General features: G+C 56.7%; 17 protein-coding genes and 4 tRNA genes. 18 read left to right on the forward strand and 3 right to left on the reverse strand.

Annotated elements, in window-relative coordinates; genetic code table 11:
• Positions 1-114 precede the first annotated feature (114 nt).
• Positions 115-435 carry a transposase gene (locus tag GCWU000341_RS14430; RefSeq protein ID WP_442852098.1) on the reverse strand — a complete coding sequence of 107 codons (321 nt, stop codon included), beginning with the start codon at positions 433-435 and terminating at the stop codon, positions 115-117.
• 208 nt (positions 436-643) lie between these two features.
• Here GCWU000341_RS14430 and GCWU000341_RS02210 point away from each other — a divergent pair, with 208 nt between their 5' ends.
• The gene (locus GCWU000341_RS02210; protein WP_009214075.1) at positions 644-1,237 is read left to right on the forward strand and encodes a TetR/AcrR family transcriptional regulator; all 594 of its coding nucleotides are present in this window, start codon (positions 644-646) and stop codon (positions 1,235-1,237) included.
• A 4-nt stretch (positions 1,238-1,241) separates the two neighbouring features.
• Positions 1,242-2,354 (forward strand): MATE family efflux transporter, encoded by a 1,113-nt coding sequence (locus GCWU000341_RS02215; protein WP_009214076.1) that lies wholly within the window; start codon positions 1,242-1,244, stop codon positions 2,352-2,354.
• Between the two features lie 994 nt (positions 2,355-3,348).
• Here the strand turns inward: GCWU000341_RS02215 and GCWU000341_RS02230 are convergent.
• Complete coding sequence (locus tag GCWU000341_RS02230; RefSeq protein WP_040653283.1) at positions 3,349-7,734, reverse strand: 2-hydroxyacyl-CoA dehydratase; 4,386 nt, start codon at positions 7,732-7,734, stop codon at positions 3,349-3,351.
• A 227-nt stretch (positions 7,735-7,961) separates the two neighbouring features.
• On the opposite strand from GCWU000341_RS02230, the gene GCWU000341_RS02235 reads away from it, so the two are divergent.
• The 13 genes from GCWU000341_RS02235 to GCWU000341_RS02295 all read left to right on the forward strand — a co-directional run bounded on the left by GCWU000341_RS02235 (position 7,962) and on the right by GCWU000341_RS02295 (position 19,695).
• Positions 7,962-8,621, forward strand: a complete 660-nt coding sequence (locus GCWU000341_RS02235; protein ID WP_040653285.1) for a membrane protein — start codon at positions 7,962-7,964, stop codon at positions 8,619-8,621.
• Between the two features lie 113 nt (positions 8,622-8,734).
• Positions 8,735-10,165, forward strand: a complete 1,431-nt coding sequence (gene pyk, locus GCWU000341_RS02240; RefSeq protein WP_040652930.1) for a pyruvate kinase — start codon at positions 8,735-8,737, stop codon at positions 10,163-10,165.
• Positions 10,166-10,468: 303 nt separating this feature from the next.
• Positions 10,469-11,755 carry a diaminopimelate decarboxylase gene (locus GCWU000341_RS02245; protein WP_196794785.1) on the forward strand — a complete coding sequence of 429 codons (1,287 nt, stop codon included), beginning with the start codon at positions 10,469-10,471 and terminating at the stop codon, positions 11,753-11,755.
• A 96-nt stretch (positions 11,756-11,851) separates the two neighbouring features.
• Entirely contained in the window at positions 11,852-13,111 is a 1,260-nt protein-coding gene (gene hisS / locus GCWU000341_RS02250) for a histidine--tRNA ligase (RefSeq protein ID WP_040652932.1), read from the forward strand.
• A gap of 19 nt (positions 13,112-13,130) precedes the next feature.
• Entirely contained in the window at positions 13,131-14,939 is a 1,809-nt protein-coding gene (gene aspS / locus GCWU000341_RS02255) for an aspartate--tRNA ligase (RefSeq protein ID WP_040652935.1), read from the forward strand.
• Positions 14,940-15,030: 91 nt separating this feature from the next.
• Positions 15,031-15,588 (forward strand): DUF1700 domain-containing protein, encoded by a 558-nt coding sequence (locus GCWU000341_RS02260; RefSeq protein WP_009214085.1) that lies wholly within the window; start codon positions 15,031-15,033, stop codon positions 15,586-15,588.
• Between the two features lie 76 nt (positions 15,589-15,664).
• Entirely contained in the window at positions 15,665-16,828 is a 1,164-nt protein-coding gene (locus GCWU000341_RS02265; protein WP_040652939.1) for a THUMP domain-containing class I SAM-dependent RNA methyltransferase, read from the forward strand.
• Between the two features lie 39 nt (positions 16,829-16,867).
• The gene (gene rdgB, locus GCWU000341_RS02270) at positions 16,868-18,076 is read left to right on the forward strand and encodes an RdgB/HAM1 family non-canonical purine NTP pyrophosphatase (RefSeq protein WP_009214087.1); all 1,209 of its coding nucleotides are present in this window, start codon (positions 16,868-16,870) and stop codon (positions 18,074-18,076) included.
• A gap of 128 nt (positions 18,077-18,204) precedes the next feature.
• Positions 18,205-19,137, forward strand: a complete 933-nt coding sequence (locus GCWU000341_RS02275) for a DMT family transporter (RefSeq protein ID WP_155812566.1) — start codon at positions 18,205-18,207, stop codon at positions 19,135-19,137.
• A gap of 216 nt (positions 19,138-19,353) precedes the next feature.
• Positions 19,354-19,427 (forward strand) — tRNA-Arg (locus GCWU000341_RS02280).
• A 26-nt stretch (positions 19,428-19,453) separates the two neighbouring features.
• Positions 19,454-19,527: transfer RNA gene (locus GCWU000341_RS02285), tRNA-His, on the forward strand.
• Between the two features lie 19 nt (positions 19,528-19,546).
• A tRNA-Gln gene (locus GCWU000341_RS02290) sits at positions 19,547-19,619 on the forward strand.
• Positions 19,620-19,622: 3 nt separating this feature from the next.
• Positions 19,623-19,695: transfer RNA gene (locus GCWU000341_RS02295), tRNA-Lys, on the forward strand.
• A gap of 75 nt (positions 19,696-19,770) precedes the next feature.
• On the opposite strand, the gene eda is transcribed toward GCWU000341_RS02295, so the two are convergent.
• The gene (gene eda / locus GCWU000341_RS02300; protein ID WP_009214089.1) at positions 19,771-20,397 is read right to left on the reverse strand and encodes a bifunctional 4-hydroxy-2-oxoglutarate aldolase/2-dehydro-3-deoxy-phosphogluconate aldolase; all 627 of its coding nucleotides are present in this window, start codon (positions 20,395-20,397) and stop codon (positions 19,771-19,773) included.
• 412 nt (positions 20,398-20,809) lie between these two features.
• Between eda and GCWU000341_RS02305 the strand changes: the two genes are divergently transcribed.
• The 3 genes from GCWU000341_RS02305 to GCWU000341_RS02320 all read left to right on the forward strand — a co-directional run bounded on the left by GCWU000341_RS02305 (position 20,810) and on the right by GCWU000341_RS02320 (position 26,157).
• The gene (locus GCWU000341_RS02305) at positions 20,810-22,492 is read left to right on the forward strand and encodes a putative manganese-dependent inorganic diphosphatase (RefSeq protein ID WP_040653289.1); all 1,683 of its coding nucleotides are present in this window, start codon (positions 20,810-20,812) and stop codon (positions 22,490-22,492) included.
• A gap of 413 nt (positions 22,493-22,905) precedes the next feature.
• Positions 22,906-23,409, forward strand: a complete 504-nt coding sequence (locus GCWU000341_RS02315; protein ID WP_009214092.1) for a shikimate kinase — start codon at positions 22,906-22,908, stop codon at positions 23,407-23,409.
• A gap of 12 nt (positions 23,410-23,421) precedes the next feature.
• Positions 23,422-26,157: a translation factor GTPase family protein gene (locus tag GCWU000341_RS02320; protein ID WP_009214093.1), complete on the forward strand. Its 2,736-nt coding sequence runs from the start codon at positions 23,422-23,424 to the stop codon at positions 26,155-26,157.

The following is a 26,157-nucleotide window of genomic DNA, read 5'->3' on the forward strand; positions in this document are numbered from 1 at the left end:
AATATTTCTGCTGTGTATCGCAGGCGTATTCTTGATCTTTTGGCTGTGCGGTTCCAAGGATTAGAAGCTCCTGTCTTTTATCGCTGGTTCGGATTCGAACCAGCATTTCCGCCTTCAGCCCTTCCCGGAAGGACTGTATTTCCCACAGGCTAAAAAGTAAACGGAAAGCGAAGACTGATAGCTTCGCCTCGCCAGGTACGTCCCGAATTTCCCTGATGGGAAATTACGGGACCTTTTTATTGCTTTTTCCCGTGCCGCCTTTTTACTTTCCTGCACGTGAATTGCTTCCAACATCTTTGCCGCAAGTTTTCCTTTGGATTTCGGAACGACTGAGAAAATGCTTCGATAAAAATAATCGGTACAACGCTGATTCCCAGCGTCAGGAAATACTTCGCCCATGGCTTCGGGAAGTCCAAGGCGCTGATTTTCGACAATGGGATTTACTCCGTTTCATCCTCTTTCGCAAAACTATTAAAAGAAGCTGACCCAGCTGACCGACTGCTGTCAGCTGCAGGAACGGTAAGACGGAATTCGCACCTGAAAATATTATAGCTTAGTTTGCTCATTCGAGATATTGACAAGTCGGGTTAGCTTATGCTAATATTTCACTACCGACATATGTGTCGGTAGTGAAAGGAGGGAAATGAATAGAGAAAGGCTGACACCAAGAGAAAGAAAATTAGAAATACAGAATATTGCAATGGAAGTCTTTGCGATCAAGGGATACAAAAACACAAATATGCATGATTTAGTGCAAGCTACCGGACTATCCGCGGGGGGATTGTATCATCATTATAAAAGTACATCTGAAATCCTCTGCGACCTGATGATACGAGGCTGCAAATACAGAGAAGACATTATTAAGAAAAAAATATCCGAGATTCCTAAACCTTTAGGGATAAAGGTATTAGCCGAACTGATTGTTGATAAGGCGCTTTCCGACAATGAATTCATTCCGATATATGTTATGTTCCTGCAATCAATGCAGGGGGATGAGACTTTACAGCAACTTTATAAAGAGATACAGGATAGCAGTATCAGGAACTTCGAGCAAATGTTAGAGGAACATGGCTATGCGAAAATTTCCAAAGAATCCTGGGGTCTGCTCAATGATTTAATTAATACTTTCATATTAGGCTGTGAGACATTGGGAATCAGAGCGCTCTTAATTTCACAGCGCCACATTATCGAAAAAATGATAATTGACGTTCTGATGGAAAACGGAAAAGAGGTGTAATCGTATGAATAAAAACAGTAAAGAGCTGTTAACGGCTCAGCCATTACAGATATTAATTAAGCTTTCATTGCCCGCAATATTAGGGATGATTGTCATTGGATTATATCCGCTGATGGATGGAATTTTTGCGGGTCAAATACTTAGTGAAAGAGCCATGACCGCGGTGGGCATTGCCACCCCGTTTACATACATCAATACAGGGATTGCTACCTTGATTGGTGTAGGATCAGCATCTCTGCTGTCAAGAGCAATTGGAGAAGGGAATCAAAGAACCATTGACAAAGTTATGGGGAATCTTTGTTTTTGGATTTTATTGTTATCGGCGATTGTTACCGTATTGGGGATTTTATTTTGTCAACAACTGCTTGCTGTCTTTGGCGCAAAGGGGGAACTTTTAAATCTTTCCACTCGTTATTTACGAATCATTTTTTTGGGATCTGTATTTGTAAATTTCGCGCAGGCGGCCAATATGGTCATGCGTGGCGAAGGTTTGATGAAACGTGCCATGCTGATTATGGCGATGGGAGCAGGCATCAATATATCATTGGATCCGATCCTTATGATACTGTTGAAAGAACATGGTGTTGAAGGGGCTGCCATTGCTACCGTAACAGCACAATTTGTTCAAGCAATAGTTACACTCTGGTATTTTAAGAAAAAAAGCGAAGTTGTAAAAATCGGCTTAATCAGGAGAGAAAATGAAATAACGGGAGAGATGTTTTCTGTAGGGGTTTCTGCTATGCTTATGCAGGTGCTTACTATTATTCAACAGAGCTTTCTCTATGGTCAGGCGTTTCGATATGGGGGTGAAACCTCAGCGACCATTATGGCTGCAACCTTAAGAATACAAGCTTTTTCCTTCATCCCGCTATGGGGAATGAGTCAGGGGCTGCAGCCTGCTATTGGTGCCAATTTCGGAGCGAAGCAGTACGATAGGGTGAAAAAATATTTAATGTATTCACCATTAGTTCCATCGCATTGGCAGCTTGTTTTTGGCTGCCGGCAGAAGCTTTTGCCAAGCCGGTTCTCAAATTATTCGGATTGTCCGATGAAACACTCCTTCTGGCTGTTCCAAGCTTTCGGACAATGTACAGCATTTTCATTGTCTATGGTGTAATGATTATGACTATGACTTTCTTTCAGGCAATCGGAGATGGTAAAACGGCTGGTATTTTGGTAATGCTAAGACAGATAATCCTATTTATCCCCTCTGTCATTTTATTACCGCTTATAGTCGGAACACAGAGCCTTTGGTATGTCTTGCCGCTGGTAGATGGCATTGTCGTATTGTTGGGAATACAGAGATATTTCGCAACGGTCGGAAAAATGAAATAGCTGATAAATCAGGAAACGGCGGCTTGGATCCAAGCCGCCGTTTTTTTCGGCACTTTTCCAGGGTCTGCATTTTCCGCGGCTTAATTTCCCCGATGGGAAATTACGGGACCTTTTGTCCCTTCAGACGGAGAAAAGGCCCTGGCGTGTGGGAGGAGCGAAAGATTCCCGGGCGGGGGGGCTGCTCTCGGCCGGGAGCCATCGAGCAGTCCTGCTTCGCAGGACGAGGCTTCGCCTCGCCAGATACATCCCGAATTTCCCTGATGGGAAATTACGGGACCTTTTGTCCCATAAGATAGAGGGGAGGCCTTGGTGTGTGGGAGGAGTGATAGGTTCCCGGGCGGGGGGGCTGCTCTCGGCCGGGAGCCGTCGAGCAGTCCTGCTTCACAGGACGAGGCTTCGCCTCGCCAAGTACGTCCCGAATTTCCCCGATGGGAAATTACGGGACCTTTTGTCCCATAAGACAGAGGGGAGGCATTGGTGTGTGGGAGGAGCGAAAGGTTCCCGGGCGGGGGGCTGCTCTCGGCCGGGAGCCGTCGAGCAGTCCTGCTTCGCAGGACGAGGCTTCGCCTCGCCAAGTACGTCCCGAATTTCCCCGATGGGAAATTACGGGACCTTTTGTCCCTTCAGACGGAGAAAAGGCCCTGGCGTGCGGGAGGAGCGCTAGATTCTCGGCGGGGGCTGCTCTCGGCCGGGAGCCATCGAGCAGTCCTGCTTCGCAGGACGAGGCTTCGCCTCGCCAAGTACGTCCCGAATTTCCCCGATGGGAAATTACGGGACTAAGCGCCCTCGCGGATTTTGTTTTGGGCGACGGTGAGCATGAGCTTGATGCGGTTTAACTGGTTGACCTCGGAGGCACCGGCGTCGTAGTCCACGGCGATGATGTTCGCGCCGGGATTATGGCGCTTTAATTCTTTGATGACGCCCTTTCCGACGATGTGATTCGGGAGGCAGCCGAAGGGCTGAGTGCAGACGATATTGTCGACTCCCTCCGCGAGGAGCTCCAGCATTTCTCCGGTCAGGAACCAGCCCTCTCCGGTCTGGTTTCCGAGGGAGACGTATTCCCTCGCCTTATCTGCGAGCTCCCGGATCTCACCGGGAGGGGTGAAGCGGCGGGAAGCCCGGAATTCCTTTCTCGCGGTCTTTCGGAAGAATTCTAGGAGCGCGATCGCGGCATTGCAAAGCGCCCTTCCCTTCCAGCCGGCGCCAAGGTTTTCGTATTTGAAGTTCTGGTTATAGAAGCAGTAGAGCAGGAAGTCCAGAAGATCCGGCATGACAGCCTCCGCGCCTTCCCTCTCCAGGAGCTCTACGATATGGTTATTCGCAAGAGGGGAGAACTTCACGAGGATTTCTCCGACGATACCGACTCTCGGCTTTCTGAGCTCCTCCCGGAGGGGGAGAGCGTCGAAGTCCCGGATGATGCCTCTCACATTTCGGGAAAATTCCTGCATATCGGGCCTTTTCTTCGAGACGGAGCGGATACAGATCTCCTTCCATTTTTGGTGGAGAGCCTCCGCCGAGCCCGGCTTTAATTCATAGGGTCTGCAGCGGTAGAGCACCCGCATGAAGATATCCCCGTAGACGACTCCCTGCATGGCCTTTGTGAGGAGCGGGATCGTCAGGCGGAAGCCCGGCGTGGACTCCATGCCGTTTGCGTTCAGGGAGATGACGGGGATCTGCTCCATGCCGGCCTTTGCGAGAGCTCTCCGGATGAAGCCGATGTAGTTTGAGGCGCGGCAGCCCCCGCCGGTCTGGGACATGATGACCGCCGTGCGGTTTAAGTCGTATTTCCCGGAATTCAATGCCTCCATCACCTGCCCGACGACGATGATGGAGGGGTAGCAGGCGTCGTTATTGACGTATTTCAGGCCCTCGTCGATGGCGCTTCGGTTGTCATTATCGAGAAGCACGAGATGGTAGCCCGCGGAGCGGATCGCCGGTTCGATGAGCTCGAAGTGAATCGGGGACATCTGCGGGCAGAGGATGGTATAGCCCTCCCTTTTCATGTCCTTTGTGAAAAGCTTTCGCCTGTAGGAGGCGGGGCGCAGTGTCCTCCGGTAGTTTTTCTCCGAGCGAACGCGGATCGCGGCGAGGAGCGAGCGGATCCGGATCCTCGCGGCGCCCAGGTTATTCACCTCGTCGATCTTCAATACGGTATAGATCTTGTCGGAGCCGGTCAGGATATCCCTCGCCTGATCCACCGTGACGGCGTCCAGTCCGCAGCCGAAGGAATTCAGCTGGATGAAATCCAGATTTTCCTGGGTCTTTACGAAGGATGCGGCGCGGTAGAGCCGGGAGTGGTACATCCATTGGTCCGTGACGATCAGGGGCCTCTCGGCCTTTGCGAGGTGAGAGACGGAGTCCTCTGTGAGGACGGCGAAGCCGTAGGAGGCGATGAGCTCCGGGATACCGTGGTGGATCTCCGGGTCGACGTGGTAGGGACGGCCTGCGAGCACGATGCCGCGGTGCCCGCTCTTCTCCATCCAAAGAAGAGTCTCCTCTCCCTTTCTCTCCGTGTCCTCGCGTGATTTCAGGAGCTCTTCCCAGGCCTCGTGTGCGGCATGCCGGATCTCCTCCTCCGTAAAGCTCCACTTCCGGAACTGCTCTTTGATTTTTTCGAGTGTGAGGGAGCCTACCGGCTTGATGCTGTCCTCGATCCGCTTCGGATGGACGAAGACCTTCACGAGCTGCTCCGTCAGGATCTTTTCGTTTGTGAAGGCGACGAAGGGCTTCATGAAGAGGATGGAATTCTCCTCGAGGGATTCTACATTGTTCTTGATATTTTCCGCATAAGATGTGACCATGGGGCAGTTGTAGTGATTGCCCGCCTCCGGTGTCTCATTTCTCTCATAGGGGACACAGGGGTAGAAGATAAACTTCTGGCCCTTCCGGATCAGCCATTCGATGTGGCCGTGGACGATCTTTGCCGGGTAGCATTCGGATTCGGAGGGGATCGACTCGATGCCGAGCTCGTAGATCTTTCTCGTAGAGGCGGGGGAGAGGACAGTCCGGAAGCGGAGCGCGCGGAAAAAGACCGCCCAGAAGGGGTAGTCCTCGTACATGCCGAGCACCCGCGGGATTCCGACCTCTCCCCGGTCTGCTTTCTCCGGAGAGAGCGGCTCGTAGCCGAAGATCCGCTTCATCTTCCAGGCGTAGAGGTTCGGGACATCGCTCTTTACCCTCGCCTTTCCGAGTCCCCGCTCGCAGCGGTTTCCGGAGATGAAGCTCCTCCCCGCGCCGAACTGGTTTACGGTCAGGACACAGTGATTGTTGCAGATCTGGCAGCGGGTCATGCTGGTGGAATATTTCAGGGAGGCGATCCTGTCCAGAGAGAGCATGCGGCTCTTCGGCAGGCCCTCGTCTGTATCCTCCGGGGAGATCTCCCCTGCGATGAGCTGATCCCGGAGCTTCTCCCCCGCGATCAGATAGCGCTCCCTGGCGATCAGGGCAGCGCCGAAGGCCCCCATGATACCGGCGATATCGGGGCGGACGACATTTCTCCCCAGGATGCTCTCTAAAGCGCGGAGGACGGCGTCATTATAGAAGGTGCCGCCCTGCACCACGATATGCTCGCCCAGATCCTTTGCGTCCGTGACCTTGATTACCTTAAAGAGGGCATTTTTAATGACGGAGTAGGCGAGACCCGCGGAGATGTCCGCGACGCTTGCCCCCTCCTTCTGGGCCTGCTTCACATTGGAGTTCATGAAGACCGTGCAGCGGGAGCCGAGGTCCGTGGGATTTTCGGCGTAGAGCGCCTCCTTTGCGAAGTCGATGACGGAGAAGCTCAGCGATTTCGCGAAGGTCTCCAAAAAGGAGCCGCAGCCGGAGGAGCAGGCCTCGTTCAGCTGGACGGAGTCGACGGTCCCGTCCTTGATCTGAATGCATTTCATGTCCTGTCCGCCGATGTCCAGGATGCAGTCCACATCCGGTTCGAAGAAGGATGCCGCGTAGTAGTGCGCGATGGTCTCGACCTCTCCCTCGTCGAGCTGGAAGGCGGACTGCAGCAGAGCCTCCCCGTAGCCCGTAGAGCAGGACCAGGCGATCCGCGCGCCCTTCGGGAGCCTTTCCCGGATCTCGTTCACAGCCCGTATCGCGGTCGCGATGGGGGAGCCGTCGTTGTTGGAATAAAATTTATAGAGGAGCTCTCCCCTTTCGGAGATGAGCGCGAGCTTTGTCGTCGTGGAGCCCGCGTCGATGCCCAGGAAGACATTGCCCCTTGCCTGGGAGAGCTCCGCGGTTTTTACCTTCGCCTTTTCGTGCCGCTCCCGGAAGAGGCGGTACTCCTCTTCACTTCGGAAGAGAGAGGGCATCCTCTTGATCTCGGAGTCCATCCGGATGCCGGCGCGGAGGCGGGAGATGAGCTCGGAGATCGGGATCTCCTTCGCATCTTCCGCACAGTTCAGGGCGGAGCCGATCGCGGCAAAGAGGTGGGAGTTCTCCGGCGCGATGATCTCCTCGTCCCGGAGATTGAGGCTTCGGATAAAGGCATTTCGAAGCTCCGGCATGAAGTGGAGCGGACCGCCGAGGAAGGCGACATGGCCCCGGATCGGCTTTCCCTGTGCAAGGCCCGAGATCGTCTGATTCACCACGGCCTGAAAGATAGAGGCGGCGAGATCCTCCCTCGCCGCTCCCTCATTGATCAGGGGCTGAATGTCTGTCTTTGCGAAGACGCCGCAGCGGGCCGCTATCGGATAGATCATCCGATAGCTCCCCGCGAGCGCATTCAGACCCGCCGCATCGGTATCGAGAAGGGATGCCATCTGGTCGATGAAGGAGCCGGTTCCGCCCGCGCAGATCCCGTTCATTCTCTGATCTATGCCGCCCCGGAAGTAGATGATCTTTGCGTCCTCCCCGCCGAGCTCGATGGCGACATCGGTGTCCGGCCGCTCCTTTTTCAGAGCGGACGCGACGGCGACGACCTCCTGACAGAAGGGAGTGTCCATATGCTTAGCAAGCGTGAGCCCTCCGGAGCCGGTGATGACCGCGGAGAGGGAAATCTCTCCGAGCTTCTCCCTGGCCTCCGAGAGGAGATCTGCGAGAGTTTCCTGAATATTTGCGAAATGTCTTCGGTAGTCGGAGAAGAGAAGCTTCCCCGCGGGGTCCAGCACCGCGGCCTTTACCGTGGTGGAGCCGATATCGATCCCCAGTCTGTAATTTTTCCTCATAGATAAACCCTCCCCGGAGCGCTGCTCCGGATCTCTTACATTAGCATAGGAAGGGGAGTCCAGCAAGCTTTCCCTTTCTAAAAAAAGCATAAAGGCGGAAATCCCTTGAAAAATCAATGCCCGACAAGTATACTCTTTACGTTCAGGCGGTGAAGAGACGGAGCCCGTCCGCGGGCGGGAGAAATGCTCCCGGAGAAGCGGGCGGGGATGCCCGGAGGGAAATCAGGATGAGTTTTGAGAAGAGGCTGGAGAGGAAGCTTGGGAGATATGCGGTACCGAATCTGATGCGCTATATCTGCGCGATCTATGCACTGGGTTTCCTGATTCAGCTTTTCAATCCGGATCTTTATTTCCAGTATCTGGATCTCAATCCGAAGGCGATTGTACATGGTCAGCTTTGGAGGCTCATCACCTTCCTTTTTTACTATCCGAGCAGGAGCCCGATCTGGGCGCTGATCGGGATCTTTGTCTATTACAGTCTCGGGCAGACGCTGGAGCAGGTATGGGGGACCTTCCGCTACAATCTTTTTTTCTGGACGGGGGCGCTCCTCCTCCTTATCGCAGCTCTTCTTTGCTATTTCATAAGCGGGATCAGTCTGCGGCTCTACCCGGCCTTTATGGGCTTCAGTATCTTCCTCGCCTACGCCCTGAGCTTTCCGGACAGCGTCTTTTTGCTCTACTTCATCATACCGGTGAAGGCGAAATACATGGCGCTCATAGAGCTTGTGCTCTATCTCTATTTCCTTGTTTCGAGCCGGTATTTCGGGGAGAAGGTGGAGATCGTCCTATCCATCCTCAATGTGCTGCTCTTCTATCTCATGATCAATGAGAGGGGGAGGAAGGGAGGATCCGGGCGGAAGATCATAGATCTTAGGGATTTTCGCTGAGCTTCCTTTTATAATAGGGTGATAGAACCTGCTATAATATTTGTCTTCTACCGAATGTGAGAGTCTGTTTTCAGTACCCCCCGGGGACTGAGCGATAAAGTAAGGAGAGAAAGATGAGAAGAACGAAAATTGTGTGCACGATGGGGCCGAATGAGAATGACTATGAGCTCATGAAGCGGCTTGGCATGACGATGGATGTGGCGAGATTCAATTTCTCCCATGGGGATCATGCGGAGCACCTCGAGCGCTATGAGCTCTTGAAGAAGGTCCGGCAGGAGACAGGGCGGCCGATCGCCGCGCTTCTCGACACGAAGGGACCGGAGATCCGGACGGGACTTCTCGAGGATCATCAGAAGATCATGCTGAAAAGCGGAGACAGGATCGTGCTCAGCACAGAGGAATGCGTCGGCAACAAGGAAAGGGTCTACATCAATTACAGCGGTCTCTGCGAGGATGTGAAGGAAGGAAATGTGATCCTGATCGACGACGGTCTCATCGGCCTGAAGGTTTTGGAGGTCGCGGGAAAGGAGATCCGCTGTGAGATCACAAATGGAGGGGAGCTCGGAGAGAGAAAGGGCGTCAATGTGCCGAATGTCCCGATCCGCCTTCCCTCCCTCACGGAGCAGGATATCGATGATATCCGCTTCGGCCTCGATGAGGGCTTCGATTTTGTCGCGGCTTCCTTTATCCGGAATGCCCAGGCGATCGAGGATATCCGAAAGCTCATCGATGAGGCCGGATCCAATATGAAGATCATCGCGAAGATCGAGTCTCAGGAAGGACTTGACAACCTGCAGGAGATCATCAACGCGGCGGACGGGATCATGGTCGCGCGGGGAGATCTCGGGGTCGAGATCGAGGCGCGGAGGCTTCCGCAGCTTCAGAAGGAGATCATCGAAAAATGCAATTATGAGGGGAAGCTTGTCATCACCGCGACACAGATGCTCGACTCCATGATCCGGAACCCGCGTCCCACGAGGGCGGAAGTCACGGATGTCGCGACCGCGGTCTACGATGGAACGGACGCGGTCATGCTCTCCGGGGAGAGCGCAAACGGAAAGTACCCGGTGGAGGCCGCGCAGATGATGGCGTCCATCGTCGAGTATACGGAGCAGTTCTTAAACTATAAGCAATTCAAGACCAGAGTGCTCGAGAAGAGCCTCTATGAGAGCATCGGAAACGCGGTATGCGCGGCGACCGTCACAACGGCACATGAGATTCAGGCGAAGGCCATCATCGTTCCGACGCTTTCCGGCGCCACCGCGTCCATGATCGCAAAATACCGCCCGCGGACCTCTATCGTTGCGCTCTCTCCGAGTCAGCAGACCACGAGGCAGATGATGCTCTTTTGGGGGGTCAGCCCGATCTGGGCGAGGAGAGCGGATACCACGGATGAGCTTTTCGACAGCTCTCTCGAGGAGCTTCGGAGCAGGAATCTCGTCGAGACCGGGGATCTCTGCGTCATCACGGCGGGGGTTCTCTCCCGCCTCACAAGGCGGCAGCCTGTCACAAGCACAAATATCATGAGAGTCATACAGGCCTAGCAGATTCCATATCGTTCCGCCGCGGGATGCTGGGACGCTCCGCCGTTCCATGCAAGCTCTTGTGATGCTCCGAGGCGTCTCCATTATCCCCATGCGGGGGCTTCCGCAGCTTAGATTTTTCCATAGGGCGAGATCTTGCCGCTCCCGTGGGGGGCTGGGCTTCCGCTCCGACTGCCCGGTCAGCGCTGCGGGAGCCTTGCGGAAGGGGAGAGCACAGGCGGACGGAGTCTCGGCGCGGGGGAGAAAGCGGCGGAAAGGCCGGAAGAGGGAAAGGGCTTAGGACAGAACAGAGGATGGAAGAGGATGGACATGAAAGAGACTTATATCACAAAGGAAGAGGCGGAGAGGATCACAGAGAGCTATCCCACCCCCTTCTACCTCTATGACGAAGAGGGAATCCGGGAGAATGCGAGGAGGCTTAAGCAGGCCTTTTCCTGGAACCCGGGCTTTCGGGAGTATTTTGCGGTGAAGGCCACGCCGAATCCCGAGATCCTCCGCATCCTCCGAGAGGAGGGCTGCGGCACGGACTGCTCCTCCCTGGCGGAGCTTGAAATGTCCGAAGCCTGCGGCTTCCGGGGACAGGAGATCATGTTTTCCTCCAACGATACGCCGCTCTCCGAGTACCGCTTCGCCGAGAAGCTCGGGGCGATCATCAATCTCGATGATTTTTCGAACATCGAAGAGCTCCGGGAGACGCTCGGGGGATTTCCGGAGACGCTCTGTCTTCGCTATAACCCCGGCGGATATTTCAAAATCGCGAATACGATCATGGACAATCCCCAGGACGCGAAATTCGGCATGACGGAGGAGCAGATTCTTGAGGGCTTCCGTATCCTGAAGGCGGGCGGCGTAAAGCATTTCGGCATCCACGCCTTCCTCGCCTCCAATACCGTGAGCAATGAGTACTATCCGACTCTTGCGAGGCAGCTTTTCACACTGGCGGTCCGGGTGAAGGAGGACTGCGGCATCCGGCTCTCCTTCATCAATCTCTCGGGAGGAGTGGGAATCGCCTACCGCCCGGAGGAGAAGCCGAATGATATCCTCGCGATCGGAGAAGGCGTTCACCGGGTCTATGACGAGATTCTCGGGAAGAACGGACTCTCCGATGTCAGGATTTTCACGGAGCTTGGACGATTCATGCTCGCCCCCTACGGGGCGCTCATCACGAGGGTCATCCATTTCAAGGAGACCTATAAGCACTATGCCGGTGTCGATGCCTGTGCGGCGAATCTCATGAGGCCCGCGGTCTACGGGGCCTATCATCACATCACGGTCCTCGGGAAGGAGAAAGAGGAGGGGACGGAGAGCTATGACGTCGTCGGCTCCCTCTGCGAGAACAACGATAAGTTTGCGGTGGACCGCAGACTCCCAAGGCTCGAAAAGGGGGACCTCCTCTTTATCCATGACGCCGGGGCGCACGGCTTCGCCATGGGCTATAATTACAACGGAAAGCTCTGGTGCGCGGAGCTTCTGAAGAAAAGAGACGGCAGCGTGAAGCTGATCCGCCGGGCGGAGACGCCGAGGGATTACTTCGCTACCCTGGATATCGATCCGGACATGAAGCGCTACATGGACAGCCACAGCCTTTGAGAGAGGGCGGGATTTCGCCGCCTTTTCCATGGAAGAGCCCGGAGCCTTGAAAAGGGCGGATACTTGGATATTTCTTTGAAAGCGGAAGGAAAGTTTATGGGATTAAAGAAAAAGCCGGTCACTGGCATGAAGGACATTCTCCCGGACGAGATGGCCGTCCGCCAGTATCTCCTCTCGGAGATCCGAAAATGCTACCGGGAATTCGGCTTCACGGAGATAGAGACCCCCGCGGTCGAGCACATCGAGAACCTCTTAAGCCGGCAGGGAGGGGACAATGAGAAGCTGATTTTCAAGCTCCTGAAGCGAGGAGAGAAGCTGGAGCATGCCCTTTCGTCGGGGGAGGCCTCCGCCCTTTCCGACTCCGGACTCCGCTATGACCTCACCCTGCCTCTCACGAGATTCTACGCGGAAAATCAGGCGAAGCTCCCGAATCCCTTTAAGGCCCTGCAGATCGGCCCGGTCTTCCGGGCGGACCGCCCGCAGAAGGGGAGATTCCGGGAGTTCGTCCAGTGTGACATCGATATCCTCGGAGATGAGTCGAATCTTTCGGAGATCGAGCTCATCCTCGCGATCGGGAGCTTCCTTCGGCGGATCGGCTTTTCGGAGAGGCATCCCTTCCGGATCGTCCTGAATGACAGGGAGATTCTCCGGGGCATGCAGCGCTTTGCGGGCTTTCCCGAGGAGGATTTCGAGGAGATCTGCGTGATCCTCGATAAGGCGGACAAGATCGGGACGGAGGGGGTCCGGGAGGAACTCCTCTCCCTGGGACTCTCTGCGGAGGGGATCGACCGCTATCTAAGCCTTGTCCTCAATGCGGGAGAGGAGGCAGAGGATATCCGGAGGCTCGGGGAGATCCTCGGAGAGAAGCTTTCCCCGGAGATCTCCGAAAATCTTTCGGAGATCATGGAGATGGTGCGAGAGATCGCGGGGCCGGAGCTTCGCCTCTCTTTTGACCCCACACTGGTCCGCGGCATGGGCTACTATACCGGGCCGATCTTCGAGATCCGGGCGGAGGGCTTTCCCGGCTCCATCGGAGGGGGCGGGAGATACGATCGGATGGTCGGGCTCTTTACGGGGAAGGATACCGCGGCGGTCGGCTTCTCCATCGGCTTTGAACGGCTTGTGACCATCCTTTTGGAGAGCAATGAGGAGACAGAGAGGGAGGAGGGAAGTCTTGCCATCCTCCTGGAAAAGGGAATCTCCCGGGAGAAGCTTTCGGCGGCGCTCAGAGAGGCAGACCGCCGGAGGAAAAGAGGAGAGAGAGTCCTCATCGTCCGCATGAATAAGAATAAGAAATTTCAAAAGGAGCAGCTCCGGAAGGAGGGCTACCAAGAGTGCATGGAGATCTACGCTTAGGAAGGGGCGGAATAAGAATATGGCTGAGTCAATGAGGGGATTGCACAGAACGTGCCGCTGCGCGCATCTTACGGAGTCTATGATCGGGCAGGAGGTCACGATGATGGGCTGGGTCCAGAAGTCCCGGAATAAGGGAGGACTGATCTTTACTGATCTTCGCGACCGCTCCGGTATCCTTCAGATTCTGTTTGAGGAGAAGGACTGCGGGCAGGAGGTCTTTGAGAAGGCCGCCCGGCTTCGCTCTGAATTTGTCATCGCGGTGAGCGGCATCGTGCAGAGCCGGGGGAAGGACATAAACGCAGAGCTTTCGACCGGCTCGATCGAGCTCTCTGCGAGAGAGCTCCGCATCCTCTCGGAGTCCGAGGTGCCCCCCTTCCCCATCGAGGACGGCATACGGACGAAGGAGGAGCTCCGCCTGAAGTACCGCTACCTGGATCTCCGCCGCCCGGAGCTTCAGAAACGCATTATGACGAGGGCCCGCATCTCCTTTTTGATCCGCCGCTTCCTGACGGAGAACGGATTTTTGGAGATCGAGACGCCGACTCTCATCAAGTCGACGCCGGAGGGGGCGAGGGACTTCCTCGTGCCGAGCCGCCTCCATCACGGCTCCTTCTATGCGCTTCCCCAGTCCCCGCAGCTTTTAAAGCAGCTTCTGATGGTCTCCGGCATGGACCGCTACTTTCAGCTCGCCCGCTGCTACCGGGATGAGGACCTCCGGGCGGACCGGCAGCCCGAGTTTACCCAGGTCGATATGGAGCTTTCCTTCGCAGATGTCGAGGATGTCCTGGAGCTCAATGAGCGCCTCCTGCAGTTTATCTTCCGGGAGGTCTGCGGCGTCGAGCTGACGCTCCCGCTCCGGAGGATGCGCTGGATCGATGCGATGAACGATTACGGGAGCGATAAGCCGGATCTTCGCTTTGGAATGAAGCTTATGGATCTGACGGAGCTTCTTCGGGACTGCGGCTTCTCCGTCTTCTCCGACTGCGTGAGAGAAGGGGGCATCATCAAGGGACTGAAGCTTCCGGGAGGGGCGGGGATGCCCCGGAAGAAAATCGATGCCTACACCGATTTCGTGAAGGAATGCGGGGCGAAGGGCCTGGCCTACCTCTCTCTCATGGAGGATGGAAGCTGTAAATCGAGCTTTGCGAAGTTCTTAAGGGAGGGGGAGAAGGAGCGGATCTGCGAGGCGATGCGGGCAAAAGCAGGGGATCTTCTCTTCCTTGTCTCGGATCGGGACAGGAGGGTGGTCTGGAACAGTCTCGGAGCGCTCAGGCTTTCTCTTGGGAGGGACTTCTCCCTCATCGACGAAAAGGCGTGGAGCTTCCTCTGGGTCACGGAATTTCCGATGTTTGAGTATTCGGAGGAGCTCGGCCGCTTCCAGGCGATGCATCACCCCTTTACCATGCCCATGGAGGAGGATCTTCCCCTGCTCGACACAGATCCCGGGGCGGTGAGGGCAAAGGCCTACGACATCGTCCTAAACGGCACAGAGCTTGGCGGAGGCTCCGTCCGTATCCACCAGGCAGAGGTACAGGAAAGGATGCTGGAGAAGCTTGGCTTTACGAGAGAGAGGGCGATGGAGCAGTTCGGCTTCCTGATGCAGGCCTTCCGCTACGGCGTGCCTCCCCATGCGGGACTCGCCTATGGTCTGGACCGGCTTGCGATGTGGATGGTCGGCTCCGATACGATACGGGATGTCATCGCATTTCCGAAGGGAAAGGACGGCTCCGATGCCATGATGGAGGCTCCGGCTCCGGTCTTTGAGGAGCAGCAGCTTCTGGACCTCGGCATCGTCGTCTCGGATCGGGAGGAGGCGGAGAAGGACTGATCCCGATCGCCCGGTCTTTAAGACGGGAAAAGAGCGGGAAACAGACAGACAATGCACCGGGACTTCAAAGTCCCGGATAAAAGGAGATCTTGTGACAAGAGAGGAATTTCTTCGGGCGCTCCGCGCGGAGCTCAGCAATTCGGTCTCGGAGGAGCGGATCCGGGAGCAGCTAAGCTATTATCAGGACTATATCGCCTCCGAGTGTAAAAAGGGGAGGAGCGAGGAGGAGGTCGTATCGGAGCTCGGAGAGCCGAGGCTCCTCGCAAAGACCATCGCGGACGCCGCGGAGGCGGGAGGGGATCGGATCGCCCGGGAGACGCCGTTTCGCCATGAGGAGAGTGAGATCAACTATAACTCGGACGAGGAGGACAGACAGTACCAAGGCATAGACTCTGATCCCGGTCCCTCGGCGGAGAGGGAAAGAAGGGAAGAGTGGAGAGAGGAGAATACAGAGGAGCGGGGACCGAGGATTCAGTCCTTCCAGCTCAATAATTTCGGCTGCTTCTTCCTCTTCCTCTTCGTCCTTTTACTGCTCTTTCTGCTCGCCCAGCTGATCGGAGGGATCTTCTCGCTGCTTTCGCCGATCCTCCTGCCTCTTTGCGCGGTATTTTTGCTTCTTTGGCTTTTAAAGGGGCTGATGGACCGCTAGAGGTCCGGCTCTATATGGCGGCAGTGCTTTCATGGCTTTATGGGAATACGGCTGCTCCCGTCAAAAAGGAGAGAGGATGAAGACATATGAGCTGATGGCCCCCTGCCATTTCGGGCTGGAGTCCGTCACGAAGAAGGAGATTTACGAACTGGGCTATGAGATCAGCGATGTTCGGGACGGAAGAGTCAGCTTCATCGGGGATGCCGAAGCGATCGCCAGGGCCAACATTTTCATAAGGAGCGCGGAGAGAATCCTCCTTAAGGTCGGAGAGTTCCGGGCAGAGAGCTATGAAGAGCTCTTTCAGGGGACGAGAGCGCTGCCCTTAGAGGAGTTCATACCGGAGGATGGAAGCTTCTGGGTGACGAAGGCGAGCTCGATCAACTCAAAGCTCTATTCGCCGCGGGATATCCAGTCGGTCATGAAGAAGGCGATGGTGGATCGCCTCGGAAGGATCTACCACAGGAGCTGGTTCGAGGAGCACGGCGCGAAATATCCCTTCCGCGTAAGCCTCTATAAGGATCAGTTGACAGTCGCGCTGGACACAAGCGGGGAGTCCCTCCACAAAAGGGGCTATCGGCTGAAGGCGGGAAAGGCGCCGATTACGGAGACCCTTGCCGCATCCCTTCTCCTCTTAAGCGGCTGGAGAGCGGAGCTGCCGCTGATCGATCCGATGTGCGGCTCGGGCACCTTTTTGATCGAGGCCGCCATGCTCGCCGCGGGGATTTCGCCCGGGGCGGACCGCGCCTTCACGGCGGAGGGCTGGAGCAACCTCGTCCCAAGGAAGCACTGGAATGAGGCGGTGACGGAGGCCAATGAGCAGATAGACCGCGGTATCCTCGCAGGAGGAGCCGGAAGAGCCCTGGATATCCAGGGCTATGACATTGACCCTGCGATGCTTCCGGTCTGCCGGGAAAACGCGGAGAGAGCCGGGGTCGGGAAGCTGATCCATTTTCAGCTCCGGGAGCTCGCAAAGCTCTCTCACAGCGGAAGGGGAGGATATCTCATCACGAATCCCCCCTATGGGGAGCGGATCGAGGATAGGAGAAATCTTCCGCTTCTCTATACAGAGCTCCGGGAGGCCTGGGAAGGGCTCGATCACTGGAAGCTCTATCTGATCACGGCCTACGAGGATGCGCAGCGCTACCTCGGGAGAGCGGATAAAAACAGAAAGATCTACAATGGGATGATGAAGACCTACTTTTACTCATACGGTATCCGTCCGCGCCAGGAGAAAAAATAAGCTCTGCGGAATGCCGATTCTAATGAGAGGAGGGAAGACGTGAGGATCATATTTGCGACGCATAATCGGGACAAAATGAGGGAGATCCGGAGAATCCTGAGGGACGCGGCTTCGGAAATCCTCGCGAAGTCAGATCTCGGCATCGACTTTGATCCGGAGGAGAATGGAAAGAGCTTCGCGGAGAATGCAGAGGCAAAGGCGGTCGGCATCCGGGAATATATGAGGGAGCACGGACTTCTCCGAGAGGGGGACGTGATCCTCGCGGATGATTCCGGGCTCTGCATCGATTATCTCAGGGGGGCGCCGGGGATCTATTCCGCCCGATTCCTGGGCGAAAACAGCAGCTACGAGGAGAAGAACCGGCGGATTCTGGAGAAGCTCAAGGATGTAAAGGGAGAGGACAGAAGCGCACATTTCAGCTGTGATATCTGCGCTGCCTTTTCGGACGGACGGATCTTCCACACGGAGGGGAGCTTCCCGGGCCTGATCGCCGAGAAGCCGGCGGGACGGAATGGCTTTGGCTATGATCCGATCCTCTACCTTCCGGAGTACCGGAAGACATCGGCGGAGCTGAGTCCCGAGGAGAAGGACGGGATCTCTCACAGGGGGAAGGCGCTTCGCGAGATGCGAAGGCTGCTCCGCTCCGTGGAGGAGAGCGACCGGAAGCTTTCTGAGCGGGGGAGACGCTACCAGGAGGAGCTTGAGAAGGAAGCGCCCGGCGAAAAAAGAGAGGGAGAGACAGAAAAGAAGAGAATCCTCGTCGTCAGCGATACCCACAGAAAGGATGAGAACCTGCTCCGCGTCCTCCGGGAGGAGGGGCCCTTCTCCGATCTGATTCATCTTGGTGATATCGAGGAGCCGGAGGATAAGCTCCGGGAGGCCGCGGGGAGGGACTGCCACTGTTGCTTCCTCCAGGGAAACTGTGACTTTTTCGCGGAGCTTCCGAGGGAGCTGGAGCTTCAGCTTGGGAAGGAACGCTGCTTCCTGACCCACGGACACCTCTATGGCGTCAGCATGGACCCGAGGATACTCGCGGAGGAGGCGAGGTCGAGGAACTGCGGGGTCGCGATGTTCGGCCACAGCCATAAGCCCTTTCTCCGGGTGGTGGGCGGAGTCATCTGCTTAAACCCCGGCTCTATCAGCTTCCCCCGTCAGGCGGACCGCCGCCCCTCCTATATGATTATTGAGGTGGATGAGAGGGGAAATCTCGACTTTATTCAAAAATACATTGAGGACAGGAACCGCTAGTTTCATCTGCTTCCGTGCCGATGTATTTCCCGCGCCTTCGGCGGGAAAAGGGAACAATAGGATCCCCGCTTCTTCTCCGGAGAAGGGCCGGAGAGGAAGCCGCGGGATGAGAAAACAGGGGGAGAGCTTTGAACAGGAGAAGTCGGAGAAAAGTGCTGGGCTTTTGCATGCTCTTTTTGACAGCCGCCATATGGGGACTTGCCTTTATTGCGCAGAGGGATGGAGCGGATTATCTCGGGCCCTTCTCCTTTATGGCTGCGAGAAACTGGATCTCTCTCGCGGCGATGTCCCCCCTTTCGTTCCTTTTGTATCGGAAGAACCTAAGGCAGAGGGATGGCGCCGGGCGGGGAAGAGAAGGGCTTCTCGCCCTTTTTGCGGGGGGAGCCGCCTGCGGCTTTTTTTTATGCATGGGCGGCGCAGCGCAGCAGTATGCCCTTCCCATGAGTACGGCCGCGAAGGCCGGATTTATCTCCGCTCTCTATGTCGTCTGGGTTCCCCTTCTGGGGCTTTTTCTCTTTCGGAAGAAAGAGGGGATGAGAACCTGGATCGGGACGGGGCTCAGCATTGTCGGGCTCTACCTCCTCTGCATGAAGGAGGGGCTTCGACTCGGGATGGGGGATCTCATGCTGCTGCTCTGCGCCTTCCTCTACGCCATGCAGATCATCTGTGTGGAACATTTCATAAGGAAAGCGGAGGGGATCTATCTCGCCCTTCTTCAGATCCTTGCGTCGGCGTTTTTATCCACGATCCTGATGTTCCTTCTGGAGAGACCCACAGCCTCCGATTTCTGGGCGGCCCTTCCCTCGCTCCTATACGTGGGAATCTTCAGCGGGGCGGCGGGCTATACGATGCAGATCATGGCGCAGGCCTATGTGGATTCCACGATTGCGAGCCTGATCCTGAGCTTAGAGAGCGTCTTCAGCGCTGTCTTCGGCTTTCTCCTCCTTGGGCAGAGTCTGAGCGGACGGGAAATCCTCGGCTGCGCCTTCATGCTCGCGGCGATCCTCTTCTCCCAGCTTCCGGGAATCGGAACGAAGGAGGAGCTCTCTTCGGCAGGATGAGCTTTCGCTTTGCGCTCCCTTAGGTTTTACGGACTTTTTCAGAGGCTTCCGCTCTGAAGGACTGCCGTTTTCTATCCGGCTGAAGCCTCGGGAAACCCGGCATTTTTACGGCTTCGAGAGGCGCGGGACCGCCCGGGAATGCGCGATTTCTCTCTTGACAATCCGGCCGCTATCCGCTACTATAGGGAAGTCGCTTCGGGGGAAGCGGGATTTTGAGAGTCAGTAGCTCAGTTGGATAGAGCAACGGCCTTCTAAGCCGTGGGTCGGGGGTTCAAATCCCTTCTGGCTCATTCACAGTGAAATAGACTGTGATATGGTGGGCATAGCGTAGTTGGTTATCGCGCCAGATTGTGGTTCTGGAGATCCCGGGTTCGACCCCCGGTGCCCACCCTTTGCTGCAGGATTACGCGGGGCTATCGCCAAGCGGTAAGGCACAGGCCTTTGACGCCTGCATTTCGTTGGTTCGAATCCAACTGGCCCTGTTCGAGACACTAGCTCAGTCGGTAGAGCACTTGACTTTTAATCAAGTTGTCGCGGGTTCGATTCCCGCGTGTCTCATGAATGAAATTAAGTTAAAAGCAGCCCGGAAGGGGCTGCTTTTTTACGAGGAGGAGAGCTTTCGGAAGAGCGGGATCAGTGCGTCAGCTCACAGGCCTCGCGGCAGAGCCTCGTGATCTCAGTCCAGTTTTTCTCCCTTACCAGCTTCTTTCCGCAGACCCAGGTCCCGCCCACACAGATAACCTTGTCAAAGGCGAGATAGTCTCTCACATTTTCGGCATTCACGCCGCCTGTCGGCATAAAGAAGAGTCCCGGGAAGACAGCGGAGAGCGCCTTGATCGTCGAAAGCCCTCCGTAAGCCGCCGCCGGGAAGAACTTCACCATGGGAAGATTATAGCGGAGCGCATTTGTGATATCCGTCGGCGTGCATGTTCCGGGACAATAGGGGATGCCGTGTCCGATCGCGCACTGCGCGACTTCGTCGGAGAAAGCCGGGCTCACGATAAAGCCTGCGCCGGCCTCGATCGCCCTCATACATTGCTCTCTGTCCAGCACGGTTCCGGCGCCGACCGTGACCTCCGGGCACTCCGCCTTGATTCTCCGGATCGACTCCGCGGCCGCGTCGGTGCGGAAGGTCACTTCCGCCATGGGGAGACCGCCTGAAGCGAGCGCCCTTGCGAGCGGCACGGCATCCCCGGCATCGTCCAGCACGACGACGGGACAAACTCTCAGCTCCGAGAGCTTCTGCATGAATTCTGTCATGGTTCACACTCCTTTTCACTGCCTTGACACAGTTTGTAAACGCTTACATCGCCTTGCATTATAGACGATATCTCCCGCAAGTTCAAGCATTCCATGCAAGAGAAACAAAGCGCCGCCCCATTTGACACCCCCCTCCGGAAATGGCATAATTATACTTCCAGTATCGGAAAGTCTCTCCTCCTCGACGTGCTTGCACGGGAGAGGAGGAGAGACCTTCCGACACGCCCCCCAATGAGCAGGGAGCGGCGGGAGCGTCGCGGGAGTGCGAATTGGGGGAGCATGTCGAGAGGCGCGAAGCGGCGAAGACATGCGGAAGTATAAAAAAGAGCTGCAGAGCGCACTGCAATATAGAGTGTACGGCTATATATAGAAAGAGGGGAGAGCAATGGCTGAGAGAAAGAGCGGAACGGAGATTCCGCACAACACGGAGAGACCGATTCTCGTCACCGGGCATCGGAATCCGGACACAGATTCCATCTGCGCTGCGATCGCCTATGCCAGACTGAAAAACAAGCTGAGCGGGAGCAGGCGCTACATTCCGTGCAGGGCGGGGAGCCCCAACGCGGAGACAAGCTTTGTCCTCAGTTATTTTAAGGCAGAGAGCCCGCGCCTCATAAAATCCGTCCGAACACAGGTCAGCGATATCGAATACCGGAAGACGCCGGGGGTCTCAAAGAATATGTCCTTAAAGAGGGCCTGGAACACGATGAGCGAGGGCGGCGTCGTGACGCTTCCCGCGGTGACGGAGAAGGATGTCCTGGAGGGACTCATCACGGTCGGGGACATCGCGAAGTCCTATATGAATGTCTATGACTCGAGCATCATATCGAAGGCGCACACGCAGTACCGGAATATTCGGGAGACGCTGGAGGCGACGCTCATCACCGGGGATGAGGAGAGATACTGCCGGGAGGGAAAGGTCCTCATCGCCGCCGCGAATCCGGAGATGATGAAGCATTACATCGAAAAGCACGATATCGTCATCCTCGGAAACCGGGCGGAGAATCAGCTCTCCGCTTTGGACAACGGCGCGGACTGCATCATCATCTGCGAGGGCGCGAATGTCTCCCCGACGATCAAGAGCCTCGCGGAGCAAAACGGGATGATCATCATGGTGACGAGCTTTGACGCCTATACGGCATCCCGCCTCATAAACCAGTCCATCCCCATCAGCTATTTTATGAAGACGGAGGGGCTGATCACCTTTGAGGAGGAGGACTACATCGATGATATCCGGGAGGTCATGGCGAGCAAGCGCCACCGCGATTTCCCGATTCTCGGGAAGAACGGGCGTTACCTCGGCATGATTTCCCGGAGGAACCTTCTCGGAAACCACGGGAAGCAGATCATCATGGTGGACCACAACGAGGCAGGGCAGGCCGTAGAGGGGATCGAGAGTGCCGACATTCTGGAGATCATCGATCACCACCGGCTGGGAACGATCCAGACACTGGCCCCGGTCTACTTCCGGAATCAGCCGCTCGGCTGCACAAGCACCATCATCTATCAGATGTATCAGGAGAACCGGGTCGAGGTGGATCCGCAGACGGCAGGACTTCTTATGTCCGCGATCATCTCCGACACCCTCCTTTTCCGCTCACCGACCTGTACGCCATTGGACGAAAAGGTGGGGAGAGAGCTCGCAAAGATCGCCGGAGTCGAGATCGAAAAATACGCGCTGGAGATGTTTTCCGCGGGATCCGATCTGAAGGGGAAGACGGATAAGGAGATTTTCTATCAGGATTTCAAGCATTTCAGCGCGGGAAAGCTCAGCTTCGGTGTGAGCCAGGTCACTTCCCTGAATGAGCAGGAGCTGAAGGAGCTTGAGCCGAGACTTCTTCGCTTCATGCGGGAGGCGATGCAGCAGGAGGGGCTTGATATGAGCTTTGTCATGCTGACCAATATCCTGGACCAGGATACGAGGCTTCTCGCGGTTGGAAACGGCGCGGAGCAGCTTGTGGAGAATGCCTTCGGACTGAGCCCGGAAAAGGCGGACAGCGGGACAGACGGCGCAAGCTCCGTCCTTCTCCGGGGCGTGGTCTCCCGGAAGAAGCAGCTGATTCCTCCTCTCACGCTCTTTGCGGAGCAGCTGTAAAAGCTGCCGCTTTTTTCCTGTTTTCCGGCTGTGAACGGGAGCATCCCAAATCCCCTTTCTCTGAGCCGGAGGTGAGATCCCCTTGGCGGAGAAGCTTGGCGGACGGGAGCATCCCGAGTCCTCTCTATCTGCGCTGGAAGTTGATTTTCCATCAGCGGGGAAGTTTGTGGGACAGGAGCAGCTCGAGTCCCCTTTCGCCGAGCCGGAGGTGAGCTCCCTTCGGCGGAGAAGCTTGGCGGACGGGAGCATCCCAAGTCCTCCCTATCTGCACTGGAAGTTAATTTTCCATCAGCGGGGGAGTTCGGCGGACGAAAGCGTCCCGAGTACCCCTTTTGCTGAGGGCGGGAGTCCAGGCCCTCCGCCTGTGATTTTCCGGACGGCGGACAGCGCCGCAAACGGTCTGTGAGGTAAAGATGAGAAATTTGACGATGATCGGGATGCCGTCCAGCGGGAAGAGCGTGATCGGAGTGCTCCTCGCCAAGCGGCTTGGGATGAGCTTCCTGGACCTGGACCTTTTGATCCAGGAGCGGAGCGGGAAGCTGCTCAGACAGCTCATAGAGGAACATGGAAGGGAGGGCTTTCTTCGGATTGAGGAGGGCTATGCCTCTGCGCTCTCCGTCCAAAACACCGTGATCTCCCCGGGGGGCTCGATCTGCTATGAGAGAGAGGCGATGCGGCATCTTCGGGAGATCTCCACGATCATTTATCTGGATATCAGCTATCCGGAGATGGAGAGGCGGATCGGGGATGTCACGGCGCGCGGCGTTGCGATCCCCGAGGGATATACGCTTTTGGATCTCTATCGGGAGAGAGCGGCGCTCTATGAGAAGGACGCGGATATCCGGATCGATGAGGAGGGGCTTAGTCCCGAGGAGACGGCGGAGAGGATCATAGAGCTCCTCGGTAAGAGAGGATAGGGAGGAGAAGAGATGGAGCGCCTTGTGATCGGAATTCTGGCCCCGGTGGACGCCGGAAAGACCAGCCTCTCGGAGGCGTTTCTCTACCGGGGCGGCCTGCTGCGCTCTCCCGGAAGAGTGGATCACCGGGACAGTTACCTCGACACGGAGAGGCTTGAGAGGGAGCGGGGCATCACAATTTTTTCAAAGCAGGCGGTGTTTTCCATCGGGGAGAAGACAATCACGCTTCTCGATACGCCGGGGCACGCGGATTTCTCCGCGGAGATGGAGCGGGCGCTCTCCGTCCTGGACTATGCGATTCTCCTTATAAGCGGGACGGATGGTGTACAGGGCTACACAAAGACGCTCTTTCGACTTCTGGAGAGCCGGGGCATCCCCTGCTTTTTTTTCGTAAATAAAATGGACCGTCCCGGGACGGATAGGGCGAAGCTCCTCGCGGAGCTCCGGGAGAGCTTTGGCTCTGAGATTCTGGACTTCTCCTCCGCCCTTTCGGAAGGGGAAGGGGAGCTCATGCCGGAGCCTGCGGATTTTCCCTCCCTCCCGCCGGAGCTCCTCGAAAGCCTCTCTCTCACAGAGGAGAGCGCCATGGAGGAATACCTCTCCTCCGGGAAGCTTCCCCTGTCTCGCATACAGGAGCTCTTCCAAAGGAGGCGCTTCTTTCCGATTTTCTTTGGCTCTGCGCTTAAGCTGGAGGGAATCTCTCCTCTTCTCCTTGGGATTTTCTTTCTGATGAAGGAGCCCTCCTTCCCCGCTTCCCGCGGGCTTTCCGCCAGGGTCTTTAAGATCTCTCGGGATGAGAAGGGGAGGAGACTCAGCTTTCTGAAGCTTCGGAGCGGAAAAATTCAAAAAAGGCAGGAGCTTCTCCCGGGGGAGAAGATCACCGGGATCCGGCTCTACAGCGGGGCGGGCTATGAGGAGCTCTCGGAGGCGGAGCCCGGCATGCTGGTTGCGCTCACCGGAATCCGGAGCCTTTATGCGGGGCAGAGCATCGGGGAGGAGGGGGAGGAGAGCAGGAGCTCCTCCGAAGCGGTCCTGGAGTACAGTCTTTACCCGGCGGAGGGAGGAGAGGAGGAGATTCGGGAGCTGTATCGAAGAATCCGGGAGCTCTCGGAGGAATTTCCGGAGCTTCACTTAAGCTATGACTCCGAGCTCCCCGAGATCCGCCTTCGCCTGATGGGGGAGGTCCAGACCGAGATCCTGGGGGAGCTGATCCGGGAGCGCTTCGGTACGGAGGTGTGCTTTGGGGAGGGCCGGATCCTCTATCGAGAGACGATCGGAAGGATCGCGGAGGGGGTCGGGCACTTCGAGCCGCTCCGCCATTATGCGGAGGTGCATCTTCTTTTGGAGCCCCTGCCCCGCGGCTCCGGGACCGAGCTCCGGACGCTCTGCCCTTTGGATACTCTCTCCGGGGAGAAGCAGCGGCAGATTCTGGAGCTTCTCTCCTCGGAGGAGTTTCCCGGCGTGCTGGGGGGCTTTCCCATCACAGACCTAAGGATCAGCCTGCTCAGCGGAAAGGCCAGCGAAAAGCATACGGATGGGGGAGATTTCCGGGAGGCGGCGATCCGGGCCCTCCGGCAGGGGCTTCGCAGGGCGGAATCTCTGCTTCTCGAACCCTGGTACCGATATAGGATGGAGCTCCCCCCGGAGTCCCTGGGGAGAGCGATGACAGAGCTTTCAAAGAGGGGACTTGAGCCGGCCTCTCCGGAGATCCGCGGGGAAAGCGCCTTTCTTTCCGGAGAGGGGCCGCTCTCCTCGCTTTTTTCCTATGAGCGGGAGTTTCGGGAGATGTCCCGAGGGAGGGGGAAGCTCTCTATGGACTTTCTCGGCTATCGCGGCTGTCCGGAAGAGAGGGAGCTTCTCTCCGAATGGGGTTATGATCCGGATTCGGATCTCCGTTACCCCTCCTCCTCCGTTTTCTGCCTGCACGGCAATAGCCGCATCATCCCCTGGGATCAGGTGGAGAAATATATGCATCTTCCGCCCTATCTCGAAAGGGAGAGGAGAGAGGAGGAGAGCGGAGAAGGAGAAGGGACGCGGAGAGATCCGGAAGAGGGCTTTCGGAAGGCGGGGCATTATATCGGGGATCAGGAGCTGGAGGAAATCTTCGTCCGGACCTACGGGCCGGTCCGGGACCGTGCTGCAGAGGCGGAGGCCGCGGGGAAGAGGACGAGCTTTGAGAAAACGCGGGCGGAGAATCTGAGAAGGGAGAGGGAGATACGGGAGGAGCGGGAAAAGAAGGGCGCCCCGGAGAGAGGAGAGGAAGCTCTCATCGTGGACGGCTATAACATGATCCATGCCTTTCCCGCTCTCCGGGAGATCGCGGAGGAGAATCTGGACAGCGCGAGGGAAAAGCTTCTGGAGCGGCTTTCCAACTATCGGGCCTACAGCGGAAAGAATGTGATCCTGGTCTTTGATGCCTACCGGCTGGAGCGCCATCCCGTAGAGACGGCGCTTCGCTCCGGGGTCCGCGTCGTATTTACAAAGGAGGCGCAGACGGCGGATCAGTACATCGAGGAGCTCAGCCGCCGCCTTTCGGAGGAGGGAGGGAGAGTGGAGGTCGCGAGCGGGGACCGGCTTGTCCAGCTCATCGCCTGGTCCGGAAGAGGGGTCAGCATCCTCTCCGCCGCGGATCTTGAGAGAGAGCTTGAGAGGGTTGAGGAGGAGATCCGGAGGGAGCATCTCCGCTTTGACTCCGCGCCGAGAGGGAGCCTCAGCGGAAGAGGCATACTGCCGGATGAGAAATCATGA

It is taken from the genome of Oribacterium sp. oral taxon 078 str. F0262 (genome assembly GCF_000160135.1).
In the GTDB taxonomy this organism is placed as follows: Bacteria; Bacillota; Clostridia; order Lachnospirales; family Lachnospiraceae; genus Oribacterium.

Bases quoted from the DNA above. Each gene is read 5' to 3' on its own strand.
- GCWU000341_RS02210 (WP_009214075.1), top strand. From the start codon at position 644: ATGAATAGAGAAAGGCTGACACCAAGAGAAAGAAAATTAGAAATACAG.
- GCWU000341_RS02215 (WP_009214076.1), top strand. From the start codon at position 1,242: ATGAATAAAAACAGTAAAGAGCTGTTAACGGCTCAGCCATTACAGATA.
- GCWU000341_RS02230 (WP_040653283.1), bottom strand. From the start codon at position 7,734: ATGAGGAAAAATTACAGACTGGGGATCGATATCGGCTCCACCACGGTA.
- GCWU000341_RS02235 (WP_040653285.1), top strand. From the start codon at position 7,962: ATGAGTTTTGAGAAGAGGCTGGAGAGGAAGCTTGGGAGATATGCGGTA.
- pyk (WP_040652930.1), top strand. From the start codon at position 8,735: ATGAGAAGAACGAAAATTGTGTGCACGATGGGGCCGAATGAGAATGAC.
- GCWU000341_RS02245 (WP_196794785.1), top strand. From the start codon at position 10,469: ATGGACATGAAAGAGACTTATATCACAAAGGAAGAGGCGGAGAGGATC.
- hisS (WP_040652932.1), top strand. From the start codon at position 11,852: ATGGGATTAAAGAAAAAGCCGGTCACTGGCATGAAGGACATTCTCCCG.
- aspS (WP_040652935.1), top strand. From the start codon at position 13,131: ATGGCTGAGTCAATGAGGGGATTGCACAGAACGTGCCGCTGCGCGCAT.
- GCWU000341_RS02265 (WP_040652939.1), top strand. From the start codon at position 15,665: ATGAAGACATATGAGCTGATGGCCCCCTGCCATTTCGGGCTGGAGTCC.
- eda (WP_009214089.1), bottom strand. From the start codon at position 20,397: ATGACAGAATTCATGCAGAAGCTCTCGGAGCTGAGAGTTTGTCCCGTC.
- GCWU000341_RS02315 (WP_009214092.1), top strand. From the start codon at position 22,906: ATGAGAAATTTGACGATGATCGGGATGCCGTCCAGCGGGAAGAGCGTG.
- GCWU000341_RS02320 (WP_009214093.1), top strand. From the start codon at position 23,422: ATGGAGCGCCTTGTGATCGGAATTCTGGCCCCGGTGGACGCCGGAAAG.